Here is a 13,968-nt window from a genome sequence, read left to right on the forward strand (position 1 = left end):
AGGGAGGCGCGTCTATGTCTTCACAATGGATGGACTCGGGCCAGGCTGATGATCCCGTGGCCAGCGCGATCTGGACAGCCCCGGCTCAAGAACCGCAGGCGCAGGCGGCTTCCGCCGCCCGCCAGAGTCCACTTACCCCTGATGCCTCAACATCCGTTTCCGCTCTGCCTGAGACAGAGGCGGACACCGAAGGGCTAGCCGATGATGGCTATCCTTCCTCGCGCTTTGAAAGGCTGTGGCTGGTACTCAAGCAGTTTTCCCCGCTATTCCTTCCCCTGTTATTTGGCTCTGTGACTTTCTTGCTGCTGACGCCAGCGGCTCTGCATGGAAAAGCCTACCTGTCACATGCTGGCCTGTTACCGGCGGCGCTGATCTTGCTGGCAATTGCCATTCTGCATGGCGTCATGTTGTATTATGCCGCCGATAACGTGGTGCTATGGTCGCTGGCGCTGGCTTGTGGCGTAGGGTTATTCCTCGTGGCTGGCTCCTTTGCGCTCTTCGGTCCGCTGGTCAGCCTGATCCTCTTGGTGCTGGTGGTCGTGGGCGGAGTCCTCCTGCTACGCTATCTGCTCCATCCCGTCCCCGAGGGTTATGTCGACCTGGTTTTCGCCTTTGGGCAGTATCGACGCACCCTCTTCCCAGGGCCGAATGTGCTCCTGCCCTGGGAGCGGGTGGCTCAGCGCCTGAATACGCGGCGCACGCAATGGACCTGTCCGTCCCAGGTGGTGCATCTGACCCCCGATGAGGATGTCTATCTCTCGGCGACGATCTGTTACCAGCTGCTGCCAGAAGATGCCTATCTGGCGGTGACCGAGGTCAATGATTGGGAGGCCAGTCTCCAGCAGCTCTTGCTGACGACGATCCAGGCTGTGGTTTCGACCTTCAGTGTGGGTTATTTCCTGGCGCGTCGCTCGCCTGTCTACGGGGCCTCGCCTTATGAGGAGGGGGCTAACAGCTGGGAGGTGATCAACAGCGAGCTGGCTGAGCGTATGCAGGATCAGGTGGCGATCTGGGGAGTGCAGATCCACTGGGTGCATATTCATGATGTGGCGGTGGTGCCGCGCGGCTCGCTGCCGCCCGATACAGACGCGATGGAGACGGTGAAGGCCAGCAAAACTGAAGCGGCGAACGGGTCGGGTGCATCCCGGGCCGGGGACGACGCTGGTATGAGCCTGGCAGCTACCGCTCGCGCGGCTGATCCCAGCCCCAGTCCGGGCAAAGCCTCTGAGTCAGGCGGCAATGCTGCTGCGGCCCCGCTCTCTCCCAAGACGTTGAAAGAGGAGATCCTGGTCAACACCTATAATGCTGTCCGCGAAGGGCGCATTACCGATCCTGAGACGATTGCCTCAATTGCGGCGCGCTTTGAGACGGTGGCGAACGATCCTGAGCTAAGCCGCCTGGTCAGCTTTGATGCCGCGCGGGCGGCGCGGGCGCTGCGCCAGCGGGCCGAGCTGATTCGCGAGCAGCGGCAGCGAATGCGAGCCTATGCGCCGCAGTATGCCGATCAGACTGAGTTGGAGCGTCCAGGTCGCGAGTAGCCGTGTCAGTCGGGGCCTCGCTCTCTTCATGCTGCTCATGCTGCAGCAGCAAAGAGGGATAGCGAGGGACCAGGCGCGGAAGCGACGGCTGGGCGAGACAGTGTGAGGGCAGAGCTGGCATTAACTAGCTCTGCCCTCGTTTCCTTCAAGAAGGGCCGCCTCGCTGTCGGTGGCGGCTGATGCGGGCCTGGCTCCCTGGCCTGGCTGTTCCTACTGCTGGAAGATGATCAAGGGATTGTCAGTAGGCGTGGCGTTGGCTGGCGCGTTAATGGTGACGGGCTGGTTGAACTTGCTGTAGTCCACGGTGGCATTGGTCTGAATCGAGAAAACGCCGCTGAGGCCGGAGCTGCTGGTGGTCGGCGTGGCCTGTACCAGCTTGTTCAGATCGAGGTCCATCTTCAGGTTAAGCCCCAGTTCGTGAACGTAGAAGTTCTGTTCATCGATCCAGAGTTCTAACCCGGCCTGTCGCAGGGTCGTGGCCTGCTCAATCTGCTGTAGGTCGCTCTGGCTGAGGCCGCTGGGCAGCTGTTCAAAGGAGTTGAGCAGGTCCTTGAGGGCATCCTTGCCAAAGGTGACGCTGATGTGGCGCAGGTTCTGGCCGTGGAGGCTCTGATCACCGTGGTCGGTAAGCTGGGCCTTCTGCGCCAGGGTGAGCAGCCGGCTGTACTGGTCGCTGCTGGCTGCTCCCAGGAAGCTGCTCGTGCCGGTCAGGCTGCTCTGCTCCAGAACGTACCACTGGCCCTGCTTGTTCTGGATGTAGACCTTCCCATCTTTGATGATCTCGTTCAGCTGCAGGTCCGTGCCGAGGCCTGGTACGCTTAGCTTCATCTGAGAAGAGGTCTGATCTGGAAAGATCTCGTCGCCACTGCCTTGCATTGACAGGGCCAGGTTGTTGGGCGTGGTACTACTCTGACTGGTTGGCGTAGCTGTTCCCTGACTTTGCGTCTGGAGATTTTCCGTGACAGAAAAATCCATATGCACTGTCTTCAACTTCTGCATGCTTGTGACAGAATTCTGCAGAACCTGTCCAGCTGTGATAGTTTTGCTGCTGTTGCTACTAACGCTGGCACCCCCGCAGGCACTGAGCAGAAGCGTCAGGCCGAGCAAAGCGGCGAGAAGCGAGCTGGTCGATAGCCGGCGGATGAGCATGGCAAGCTCCTTTCGTACTGTGTTCTGTTCTTCTGGGAGGAGATAGACGCACTCTCCTCTTCCTTGTCAAATCTTCCCTATCAGAAGCAGCAATCCGGTGATCTGGTTCCCGCGCTGCGAGCCTTGCCATGCTGCAGCCGTAACGTTGTGGGCTGTACTGAAAGAGGCAACAAGAAGACAAAGCCACGCGCAGCCTGCGAGCGAGGCCTCTTCATGGGCCGCCTGTCAGCTGGGCGTGACCGTTTTTGCCTTCGGCACCCGGTCCAGTGAAGGGGCAGTTAGCCCTTAGCTCATCTCAAAGACGGCGCGGGGGTCGTCGGTTGGCGTGGCGTTAGCCGGGGCCGTGATCGTCACGGGCTGGTTGAACTTACTGAGGTCGGCTGTGCTGCTGAGATTCACCAGCAAGGTAGGAGGCAGTAGGGTGGTTGCCACGCCGGCGACCGGGGTCAGCAGGCCGCTGGTGTCGGCGTTCATGGCGAGCTTGAGCTGCACGCGGTGCAGGTAGAACTGCGTTTCGTCGATCCAGAGATCGAGCGCGGCCTGGAAGCTGCGCGTATGATCGACCAGGCTATTGAGGTTTTGGCTTCCCAGCAGGTTGCTGAGCTGGGTGTTGCTTGTGAGCAGCTGGCGCAAGCCCTCTCTGTTGAGGGGCGCGCTGATGTGACGCAGACTCTGGCCGTTGAGGGTCTCGTCTCCGTGGTCTGCGATGCTGCTGTGCAGCGCCAGCCCCAGGAGGGAATTGGTGTCTAGCTTCCAGCCAGTCAGGAGGTTGCCGCTGGCTGTCTCCAGTCGAGAGGCGTCAATGACGTACCACTGGCCGCGCGGATTCTGCAGGTAGATCTGCTGGCCGATGATGATCTCTGCCAGCCTGGTGCTCTGGTTGAGCGTTAGATTCAGGGCCTGCTTGCCATCGGCCAGCGATTGCTGTCCGTTGCCGGTGAGATTGAAGCTCAGGCTGACCGTGGGGGTGGTGCTGGCCGTGGCTGAGGGCGTGGCGGTCGCTGGCGCTGGCGTTGCACCGCTGACGGCGGTGGCCGTCCCCTGAGCGGTGCCCTGCAGCGTGCCGCTGGCTGTGAGATTAAAGGCGAAGCTCTTCAGCTTCTGCATGGCCTGGCTGCTCTTCTGCAAGACCTGACCGACAGGCAGCAGGCCACCCTGCTGCACCGGCGTCAGGCTCACCTGGCAGGCGCTGAGAACCAGGGCCAGGCTCATTCCCAGGACCAGGAGACTCGCTATTCCTCTGCGAGTTCGTCCGCTCTTGTTGAAAAGAGATGGAAGGTGCCGCATAAAAGACTCCTCTGTCTGTGCTGTCCTGTTCTTCTATAGGGCAGAGTGGTACTGCTGCTTCCCGCGAGCCTGCTGGCGAAGCCGCCTGCTGCCTCGTCGGGAGCAGAAGCCCGCGGTGCATCTTCTCTCGTCTTCCTTCCCCTGACACGCGGTAAGGTGATGCTGTGTTTCAAGCGCGGGCATGGTATAATGCGCCTGGGAGCTACCGCTTTCGGCCTCGCAAGGGAGAAACAACAACCATAAACTTGTTCCTGAGCAGGGTTTTTATTCCTTCGTTGGACATTCTTCGCCTCTCTCCGCCGTTCTCTAGTGAGGGAAATGAAAGGCGCACCTCGCCGGCAGGAGGGGGAGAGCGGGAGAGAAGACGGCTGCAAACTTGTTGGAAGAAGAGCAGAGCAGAAGGCTAGCGGCATGTTGATTACTCGTCTTGAGCTGGAAAACATCAAAAGCTATCATCGTCTGGCCGTCGAGTTCCGACGTGGGACGACGGCTATTCAGGGAGCGAATGGGGCCGGTAAGACGACGCTGGTCGAGGCCATTGGCTTTGCCCTCTTCGATGCCCTGCCCTATAAGCAGCATAGCCAGTTTGTGCGTGAGGGCGAAAAATATGGTCTGATCCGCGTCCATCTGGTGGGCAACGATGAACGACGCTATATTGTCGAACGCCGCTGCGGCGCCGGCGCCTATTGGCAGCTCTACGATTGCGAGGCCGACTATCGCCTGGAGCAACGCACCGACGTGCTCGATAAGCTACACGAGCTGTTCGGCATTGAGCACGAGCGCCCCCTGCAGACCCTCTTTCAAGATGCCCTTGGCGTGCCCCAGGGAACCTTCACAGCGGTCTTTCTGGAGACGCCGGCCAAGCGCAAGAAGACCTTCGACGAGCTGCTGCAGATCGAAGACTATCGCCTCGCCTCCGACTATCTGCGCGAGGTCCAGAATTACTATAAGGATCAGATGCAGCAGCAACAGCAAGAGATTCAGCGCCTCAGCTTTGAGACACGCGACCTGGATCAGTGGCGGCAGGAGCTGGCCCAGGCCCGCCAGGAGGAGCAGCGCCAGACGGAGCTGATTGCCACTGGCACGCGCCGGTTGGAGGAGGCGGAGAACCACTACGCTCTCTTGCAGCGCCAGCGCGACGAGCTGCTCGACCTGCGCCACCGCTTCGAGCAGGCCCACTTGAGGCGCGAGGCCGCCCGCCAGCATTTGCGCCAGTGTGAGCAAGAGCTGGCGCTGGCTCGTCAGGCGCAAGCGCAGGTCGAGGCCAACCGTACGGCCTATCTGGCCTATCAGGAAGCGGAAGCCGCCCTCCAAGAGCTGCGCCAGGCCGAGCGCCAGCGTAACACCCTACGCCAGCAGCAGGCGGCCCTGCAGCGTCGCCAGGCTGGCCTGAGCGCCAACAAGGCTCATGTGGAGGCCGCCCTCAAGGAGATCGAGCAGGCGCGCCAGCGTGTCATCGAGCTGTCACCCCTGGCGGACCGTCAGCGCGAGCTGGAGCGCCGGCGTGAGGAGCTGCGCCAGCAGGTTCAGCGCTATGATGAGCTGGTAGAGGAGGGGCGCAGCCTGCGCCGTCAACAGGAACAGCAGCTGAAGCGATTGCAAGACGTGCAGCATCAACTGAGCGAGATCGAGCCGTTGCAAGAGCTGGCTGGCCGGCTTCCTGAACGCATCACTCTCCTGACCCGGCTTCAGGCACGCCTTTCGGAGCGCAGCCAGAAGCAGCTTCAGCTCCAAGAGAAGCTGGAGACCCTGCGTCAGAAGGAAGAGGAGCGCGCCAAAACCGCTGAGCGCCTGCGAAGCCTGGAGGAGACGATCACCGCGGTCGAAGCCCATCGCGAGGAGGTGGCGACTCTGCCCGCCTTGCGCGCAGAGCAGGCCCAGCTAACGGCCCGGCGCTATCGTCTGGAGGGTAACATTGATGGCTATCGCGAGTCATACAATCGCTCGCGCGGTGGTCTCTGTCCTCTGCTCCATGAGCCCTGCCTCAATATTCGCCAGAAGGGTCTGGCTAGCCTGGAATCCTATTTCGAACAGCTCATCGCCGGCGACGAGGCCCAGCTTGTCGACCTGCGCCACCAACAGCAGGAACTGGAGGAGCAGATTGCCAGGCTCACTGTCTATGCTCAGGAATACGAGCGCCTGGGCCACTATCGGGCGCAGCAGAGCGAATGTGCGGAGCGCCTGCGCCAGCTGGCAGGTGAGCTGCTACGCTTGCAGCGCGATGTCGACGGCCTCCGACAGGACCTCGCTGAGCTGCAAAACCTGGGTCAGGAGATCGCTCAGGCCGAGCAGGCGCGGCGCGAAAGCGAACTGGCAGATCAGCGCGTGCGGGCTTTGCCGGCCCTACGGACGAAAGTGGAACAGCTTGAGGAGCAGCTAAAGCTGCTGGAGGAGCAGCTGGTGGAGCGCCGACAACAGGTGCAGCAGCTGCAGGGTGTTCGCGAGCGCCTCAAAGAAGTTGAGGCCCAACTGACAGAGCTGGATGATCCCGCTGGCCAGATTCGCGGCCTCTTGACCGCCATTGAACGTGAGCCGCACCTGCGCGAGCAGCTTGCTGAGCTAATCCAGCAGGAGATCAGTCTGGAGCGAGAGCTAGAGGCGCTGACTGAGCGCCTGGCGGCATATCAAGATCTCGACGAGCGCCTTGCTGAGCAGGAGAGCCGGCGTCAGCGTGCTCAGACTGGCTATCAAACCTATCTGGCCCATGAGCAGGGAGCGCGTCAGTTGCCGCAGCGTCAGCAAGCCTACGAGCGAGCCACCGTCGACTATCAGGGGGCCGAACAGGAACTGCAGCAGGCCGAGCGCGCCTATCGCCAGGCCCAGATCGCCTTTGATGAAGCTGAGTTCCAGCGTACTGACGAAGAGATCAAGAAGCTCAGGGCGGACCTCAAAGGCTATACCACCGCCCTCCAGCATACGCGCAGTCGTATCGCCGAACTGGAGGCGCGCATCCGCCAGGCTGAGGCGTTGCTCACCGCTCTGGAGGCTGCGCAGCAGGAATATCGCACCCTCGAAGAGCTGACCGGCATGACTGACCTCTTTCGCCAGCTGCTCAAAGAAGCCGCTCCGCAAATCTTGCGGGCCCGCCTGGCTGAGATCTCCGCCGAGGCCAATCGCATCTTTGGCGAGATCATGGGCGATCGCAGCGCGCAATTGAGCTGGCAGGACGACTACGAGATTGTCGTTCGCAATCGCAGCGCCACGCGCACCTTTGCTCAGCTCAGCGGTGGTGAGCAGATGAGTGCCGCTCTGGCCGTGCGCCTGGCTCTGCTCAAAAAGCTCTCCAACCTGACCATTGCCTTCTTCGATGAACCGACTCAGAATATGGACAGCACCCGCCGCAGCAATCTCGCCGAGCAGATTCGACGCGTCCGCGGCTTTGACCAGCTCATCGTCATCAGCCATGACGATACTTTTGAGCAGGGTCTGGATAGCCTGATCCGCCTGCGCAAAGAAAACGGCGAGACACGCCTGGTCAGTGACGAAGAGTGGCAGGCAGCCTTTGAGGAGGAGGAGGAACACGCTCATGCTCCATAAGGGCAGGCTCCTGGCCGCGCTGGCCAGTAAACGAGACCAGTTCATGCTCTATGGCGGGACCTACAGCGATCAGTTGGGGGCCTATCGTCATGTGCTAGAGACCCTTTATCGCCGCTACCGCTCAAGTGCTCATCTAGAGCAGCACCTGCCACCTGACGGGCAGGGTCTGCCAGCGGCTGGTGCGCGTCCGACGATCGAATTCGATCGCTGGCTGGTCCAGGCCACTCAGGAGGACTATCACGGTCCCGTCTTTCGCTTCTCCGAACGCTTCGCCAACCACGAGCAGGCGCGGCAGTGGGCGGAGTGCATCGAAGGGATTACAACGCTGGCCGTTGACGGCAGCCAGCTTCAGCCCTGGCGCGATGCCTCGATCCCCGTCGCCCTGGTCCAGGTCGGCCTGTTTGTCAATCCCCACCAGCGCGGACGTCCCTACGTCAAAGACGTGCGCCTCGAAGTGCTGACACCCGATGAGATCCTGGAAGAGGCACCCAGCGAAAGCGCCGATCCCAGTGGCTACCCCTACTCGGAACTGCAGGTCTCGCTGCGCCGCTTCCAGCTCGAAGTCGAAACGCTCTGCAGCCAGATGGAGCAGCTGGCCCGTCAGCGTCGGCCTGACGAACCCGCTCACAGCCCGGTCGTCTTCTTCGATGGTTCCCTGGTCGTTTCCTTCGCCCTGACCATGCCCAGTCCCTACCGCGAGCGCTACATCGCCGGCGCTGTTTCCCTGCTGCAGGCTTCCGAGCGCTTCCGCGTACCCTTGATTGGCTACGTCGACACCAGCTACGCGCGCGACATCATCACCATGCTCTTGCGCCTCGACGCTATGCAGCCCCAGCCGCTGCTGCGCGAGACCAAGCGCATTCACGATGCCCTGCTCTGGCAAGGGCGCCTGCATTGGGGCGATCGCACCCCGGCCATGATCTGTGCCCGTGGTGATGTTCTCGACCACTATGGACCCTATCGCGAGCGCATCGCCTTTTGCTATCTGCAGGCTGTGAGCCAGCGCCCGCCAGCCCGCCTGGAATTCCCGCGCTGGATCGTCGACGAGGGCCTGCTTGATCCCGTCGTCGATGTCGTGCGAGCCGAGATCATCGCCGGGGGCCAGGGCTATCCCTATGCCATCGAGACTGCCGACGCTGTCGCCGTCATTACTCTTCAGGACCGTAACGAGTTCTATGCGCATTTCCAGCAATTTATCGAGGGTCAGGGCCTGAGCTTCACCTTCTCCTCCAAGGCCCTGAGCAAGAGCCGCCGGCGCTGAGTGGCGCTGTCACTCTGAGGAGCAAGTGGGACTTGTGGCGAATCTGCTGCCTGGCCTGCTCGATCCTGGCTTGGCCCCAGCGGGTCGGCATCGATGTGATATGATAGAGATGTTTAGTGCTTGTGTGGTTCATTTCGCAGGAGAGGATGTCATTTTCGAAGCGCTATCATCTATGTCGCAACTAGCATCGCGGACAGCCAGCTACAAGCTGACCTGTCGCTGTGGCCATAGCTTTGAGTGCCAGGTCTATGAATATGTCAACGTCGCGCGTGACCCCCAGCTGCGCTATGCTATCCTGGCGGGTCGCCTCAACGTAGTCACCTGCCCCGCCTGTGGGCGGCGCGCTCAGGCGCGACGACCCTTCGTCTACTCCGATCCGCCCAATCACCTGCTTGCCTATGTCCATCCTCGCGACAACGTGCCGCGAGAAGGGCGCGAGCTGATCGAGGCCAAATTGCGCGACGTCTACGAGCGCGTAGCTCAGCAGCCAGGGGAGCCGGGGAAAGGGCCGGGCTCAGGTGTGGAACAAGGAGCGGAGACGCCAGATGAGGGAGAGATGGCCGCTTCCCTGGCCGCCGCCGCTGTGCGGGGGGCGAGCGGGGAGATCCCGCCCCTGCAGGTGATTTTTGGCCTGGATCAGCTAGCCCTCCTGATCAATGCCGGCCTGAGCCAGGATGAGCGTCTTGGCAAAATTGCCCTGCGCACCCAAAGCCGCAGCACCGCTCAACGTGGCCAGATGTTTGACATTGCCCGACGCCTGGCACGTGAGATGCAGTGCATTGTGGAAGAGGAGGAGCAGGGAGAAACCTACACGGTTTGGCTCTATGGGCCGCGCCGCCAGATCGGAGCCATTATGCGCGCGTTGGCCCCCAGGGGGTGACGAAGGACAATGATTACGGTTGGTGTCCTGACGATCAGCGATGGTGCCTTCCACGGGACGCGCCAGGATACAAGCGGCCAGACCATTCGCTCTCTCGTGGCGCAACTGCCCGAGGCAGTGGTAAGTGTGACCGCTATTGTCCCCGATGAGCGCGAGCAGATCGAGGCCGTGCTGCGCTCCTGGTGCGACGAGCAACGGCTGAACTTAATCCTGACAACCGGCGGCACCGGCCTGGCTCCGCGCGATGTGACCCCCGAGGCCACCAGGGCCGTCATAGAGCGTGAGGCTCCGGGCCTGGCCGAGGCCATGCGTGCCGCCAGCCTGCAACATACGCCCTTTGGCATGCTCTCGCGGGGAATCGCCGGTACGCGTGGGCAGACGCTTATCGTGAACCTGCCAGGCAGTCCCAAGGCCGTTCAGGAATGCCTGGAGACAATCCTGCCCGTTCTGCCGCATGCGATCAATCTGCTGACCGGCGGCCCCAGCGAACACTAGCCGTAGCAGCGAGCGTGCCCGCTGGCTAACCTGTTGATCAAGGCTGCTCGCTCCAGCCGTCGTCTGCCTGGGCAAGGGAGCGAGCGAGACTCAGGGCGGTATGTCGCCCCGGCTGGTAGTGAGGGGCGGGCCGACGGCGCTGCTGAGCGCTCGCCCTCGGAGCGCCTGCCCAGGGAGGGGATGGAGAAAGCCGCGGCTCGGCAGTCACCAGGGAAAAAAATAGAGACATCAGTCATGCGGGCAAGAGCCAGACACTACCCCGGTCACTGCGATGCCATCTTTGCCCTGGCCTGGTCACCGGATGGCCAGCTTCTCGCCTCGGCTGGACGTGATGGAAGCGTGCGCCTCTGGCAGTCGTCCAACGATGGCGCACTTGAACCCATTGCCGCCTACACAGGCCACGGACAGTGTATTCTCTCCCTGGCCTGGTCCCCCGATGGCCGTCTGCTTGCCTCGGGTGACACCGCTGGAGCCGTCCACCTGTGGGAAGTCGCCTCGCCTCACCGTTGCCTGCTCATCTACCGTGGACATCGTCGCTTTGTGCGCTCCCTGGCCTGGTCTCCCAGCGGCGACTATCTCATCTCGGGCGGCGACTACGGTGACAGCAGCCTCCAGCTCTGGGAGAGCCGCAGCGGGCGCTGCCTGTTCTGCGATCGTCAACAATACCGGCTCTTTGCCGTCGGCTGGTCCCCCAGTGGGGAGCGGCTGCTCAGCGCCAGCTTTGACGGCTACGTAGATATCTGGACCGTCGACGCCGGCGCTTCCACCTCCTCGCTCCGGGCCGAGCGTTCCCTGCGCTTCAGCGAGCATGGCCGACCCATCTACTGCGCCGCCTGGTCGCCGGATGGTCAGCTGATCGCCTCGGGCGGAGCCGACAACCGGGTGCTGGTCTGGCGACCGCAGACGCCCAGTCCCCAACTCATCACCATCTACCGTGACCACCATCGTCCCCTGAAAGCGCTGGCCTGGTCGCCGGACGGCCAGCTCCTCGCCTCCGCTGGCGACGACTGCTCTCTCCTACTCTGGCGGGCCAGCAGCGGGGCCACTCTGCTCAGCTACGGCGAGCACCAGCGTTGGATTCGCTGTCTTGCCTGGTCCCCCAAGGGTAGGCAAATTGCTTCTGCCAGTGATACACTGATACATATCATAGACATAGATGTAGATTAGCTCAACAGTAGCAACAACGGGACCTGAGTCACAGTCATTCCGGAAACGAGCGTGCGAGAATCAACCATGTTCAGCGAAGATGCCAGCAGGGGGCAGGAGCGCATCATGCGCCGCCGTGAAAGCAATCTCGACCTCTTCCGAGAGGCCGAGGAGGTCAACGAGCTCAGCGACGGCTATGCCTTTCGCTTCAGCGACACGCGAGAGCGGCTCACGGCCATTCTGGCGCTCATCAGCATTGAGCGCGAGTGTGCTCCCCTGCTTACCTTTGAGTTGCAGTTTGCACCGCAGCGCGGGCCGCTCTGGCTACGCATTCGCGGGCCGGAAGGGGTTAAAGCCTACATCAAGAATGGACTAAGCTCCCCCCGGCATCTCACCTGAGCGTCGAGCGGTGCGCGCCGAGCTGGTGTGCGTCAGACAGGAAGGAGCGGGAACAATGGCGACCCGAGTCTACCCAGAGAAAAGAGGGCTGCTGCAAACCAGCGACCGCCCCGATCCCGCCTGGCTGGAGGCGGTCACCACCCTCATCCCGCCCGGCGGCAAACTTGTGCTCGATCTTGGCTGCGGCAATGGTCTCTACACCCAGGCCCTGGCTGATCTGGGGGCTGCCTATGTTATCGGCCTCGACAGCGCTGAAGAGCAGCTAGAGCAGGCGCGTCAGCGCTGCGCGAGCTATCGCAACATCGAATTTCTGCGCGGGAACGCCCTGGCCACCGGCCTGCTGGCCGAGCGCTACGACATCGTCTTGATGCGCGCTCTGCTGCGCGATCTGCGCCCGACGGAGCTGCGCCCCTGCTTCATCGAAGCCTATCGCCTGCTCAAGCCCGGTGGTAGCCTGCTCGTCCAGGACCAGACCCCCGAGGATCTCCTGGAGCCGGGCAGCAAAACCCATATCTGGGGCTATCTCTTTGCCCGCTATCCACGTCTAGTCGACCAGCGTGTCCTGGCACGCTGCCAGCGCGAAGAGGTGCGTCAGATCATGCAAGACGTCGGCTTTCGCGACGTTCAGCAGCGCGCGCTTTGGGAGACGCGCGGTGTCTATCCCAACAGCAGCGCCCTGGCCGAAGAGCTGGTGAGCTACGTGCTTAACGCCCCCCTTTACGAAATGAGTGAAGAGGAGGTCAACGAGTTGCTCGCCTACATCGCCTTTCTTGAAGAGCACCTGGCCCAGCACGAGCAGGCCGGTGGCGAGATTATCGCTCAGGAGTGCTGGACCCTCTGGCACGGGCGCAAAGGCGAGTAGCATCCGGCCTAGCATCCGGCCAGACCAGGCCAGGACCCCTATCTCAACCTCCAGAGGCGAGCCAGGCAGGAAGGAAGGAAGGAAGGAAGTGAGCCGGCCCCGGACCAGGGTTGCTGCCCATGATCGGCTTGCTGCTGGCCTGGCTCGCCTCTCTGCTCTGGCTCAGATCAAGAAGCGTCCATTTTCATAGCAGAGCTGGCCGTCGGCATACACGCGGCCCTCGCGAAGATCGTTCACCATATCCCAGTGGATCGTCGACTGATTCCGTCCGCCGCTCTCTGGCAGCGAGGCCCCCAGGGCCAGGTGCATTGTCCCCCCAATCTTCTCATCAAATAGCGTATTACAGGTAAAGCGCTGAATATTGTAATTCAATCCGAAAGCCACCTCACCAACGGTGCGGGCGCCTGGATCGACATCGAGCATAGCCTCCAGAAAAGCCTGGTTCGTACGGGCCGTAGCCTTCACCACACGCCCCTCTTCGAAGGTCAGGCTCAGCCCCTCGACCGCGTAGCCTTGATAGAAGGCCGGATAGCTAAAGCGAATGGTACCCGAGACCGAATCCTCAATCGGGCCGGTAAAGACCTCGCCGTCGGGGAAATTGGCCTTACCGGCGCAGTTAATCCACTGGCGGCCCCCCACGCGCAGCCGTAGATCGGTTCCTGGGGCCACAATGTGCAACTCATCGTGCTGTCCCAGAAAGGCCGCGATGCGCTGCTGCTCCTCGTAGACCCGGCGCCAGGCCCCGATCGGATCAGGCATATCCAGCATGCCTGCCGTAAAGACAAATTCCTCATAGGAGCTCAGAGACATGCCGGCGTCCTGCGCATAAGCGTGCGTTGGAAAGAGCGTACCGCACCAGCGGGCCTCTCCGCTGGCCTCACGCTCCAGCCTGCGACTCAATAACGCCTGACGCGCTCGCTGGTAGAGAGCCAGGCGCTTGGGATCGACCGAGGACAAGGCGCGCGTATTCTCTTCGCCCCAAACGTAGAGGCGGGCCGTATATTGCTCGACGCGCAAGCGGTCCAGCTCGGAGACATAGGTCAGCTGCTCGTCGCTACCCTCGCGTAGCAGCAGCTCGGTCAACTCCGGCTGCAGCGTCTCCACCGCCACCACATAGGCGCCAGTGCGGATCGCCTCGCGAAAAACCTCGCGTGTCAGCGGAAAGGCTGCGGTAGGAGCCTGGATCAGCAATCGATCGCCGGCTTTCAGCTCCAGCGAGTAGTGGACAAGCACCTGAGCCAGCTTCTGATGACGTTCGTCGGCCATGAAAAGAACTCCTCTCTGTTCTATTAGACAAGAATCAGCATACCTCAAGCCGGAAAACTGGCAACGGTGAGGGGCGGGCGCAGCAGTGCTCAAGCATAGCTCTCCCCAAGATACGATGACGTGCAGGCCCCTCTGCGCGCAGCGAGGG

At 61.9% G+C, this 13,968-nt stretch carries 11 protein-coding genes; 8 read left to right on the plus strand and 3 right to left on the minus strand.

Annotated features, from left to right (window positions below; genetic code table 11):
• Positions 1-14 precede the first annotated feature (14 nt).
• Positions 15-1,538 (plus strand): SPFH domain-containing protein, encoded by a 1,524-nt coding sequence (locus A4R35_RS17205; RefSeq protein ID WP_112431505.1) that lies wholly within the window; start codon positions 15-17, stop codon positions 1,536-1,538.
• Between the two features lie 210 nt (positions 1,539-1,748).
• On the opposite strand, the gene A4R35_RS17210 is transcribed toward A4R35_RS17205, so the two are convergent.
• Positions 1,749-2,687: a DUF6612 family protein gene (locus tag A4R35_RS17210; RefSeq protein WP_112431507.1), complete on the minus strand. Its 939-nt coding sequence runs from the start codon at positions 2,685-2,687 to the stop codon at positions 1,749-1,751.
• 285 nt (positions 2,688-2,972) lie between these two features.
• Entirely contained in the window at positions 2,973-3,974 is a 1,002-nt protein-coding gene (locus A4R35_RS17215; protein ID WP_146747249.1) for a LolA-like protein, read from the minus strand.
• A gap of 411 nt (positions 3,975-4,385) precedes the next feature.
• Between A4R35_RS17215 and A4R35_RS17220 the strand changes: the two genes are divergently transcribed.
• From A4R35_RS17220 to A4R35_RS17250, 7 genes are all read left to right on the plus strand, one after another.
• Entirely contained in the window at positions 4,386-7,511 is a 3,126-nt protein-coding gene (locus A4R35_RS17220) for an AAA family ATPase (protein WP_189361969.1), read from the plus strand.
• Positions 7,501-8,772, plus strand: a complete 1,272-nt coding sequence (locus tag A4R35_RS17225) for a DNA double-strand break repair nuclease NurA (protein WP_112431513.1) — start codon at positions 7,501-7,503, stop codon at positions 8,770-8,772. The genes A4R35_RS17220 and A4R35_RS17225 overlap by 11 nt, the downstream gene beginning before the upstream one ends.
• Before the next feature lie 172 nt (positions 8,773-8,944).
• Entirely contained in the window at positions 8,945-9,652 is a 708-nt protein-coding gene (locus A4R35_RS17230; RefSeq protein WP_189361971.1) for a CpXC domain-containing protein, read from the plus strand.
• A gap of 9 nt (positions 9,653-9,661) precedes the next feature.
• Positions 9,662-10,147: a molybdopterin adenylyltransferase gene (mog, locus tag A4R35_RS17235; RefSeq protein ID WP_112431517.1), complete on the plus strand. Its 486-nt coding sequence runs from the start codon at positions 9,662-9,664 to the stop codon at positions 10,145-10,147.
• A 234-nt stretch (positions 10,148-10,381) separates the two neighbouring features.
• Positions 10,382-11,314 (plus strand): WD40 repeat domain-containing protein, encoded by a 933-nt coding sequence (locus tag A4R35_RS17240; RefSeq protein WP_189361973.1) that lies wholly within the window; start codon positions 10,382-10,384, stop codon positions 11,312-11,314.
• 66 nt (positions 11,315-11,380) lie between these two features.
• Complete coding sequence (locus A4R35_RS17245; protein ID WP_112431521.1) at positions 11,381-11,692, plus strand: hypothetical protein; 312 nt, start codon at positions 11,381-11,383, stop codon at positions 11,690-11,692.
• Between the two features lie 55 nt (positions 11,693-11,747).
• Positions 11,748-12,554, plus strand: a complete 807-nt coding sequence (locus A4R35_RS17250) for a class I SAM-dependent methyltransferase (RefSeq protein WP_112431523.1) — start codon at positions 11,748-11,750, stop codon at positions 12,552-12,554.
• Positions 12,555-12,716: 162 nt separating this feature from the next.
• On the opposite strand, the gene A4R35_RS17255 is transcribed toward A4R35_RS17250, so the two are convergent.
• Positions 12,717-13,820 (minus strand): aminopeptidase, encoded by a 1,104-nt coding sequence (locus A4R35_RS17255; RefSeq protein WP_112431525.1) that lies wholly within the window; start codon positions 13,818-13,820, stop codon positions 12,717-12,719.
• Positions 13,821-13,968: the final 148 nt, after the last annotated feature.

Source organism: Thermogemmatispora tikiterensis (assembly GCF_003268475.1).
Lineage (GTDB): Bacteria > Chloroflexota > Ktedonobacteria > Ktedonobacterales > Ktedonobacteraceae > Thermogemmatispora > Thermogemmatispora tikiterensis.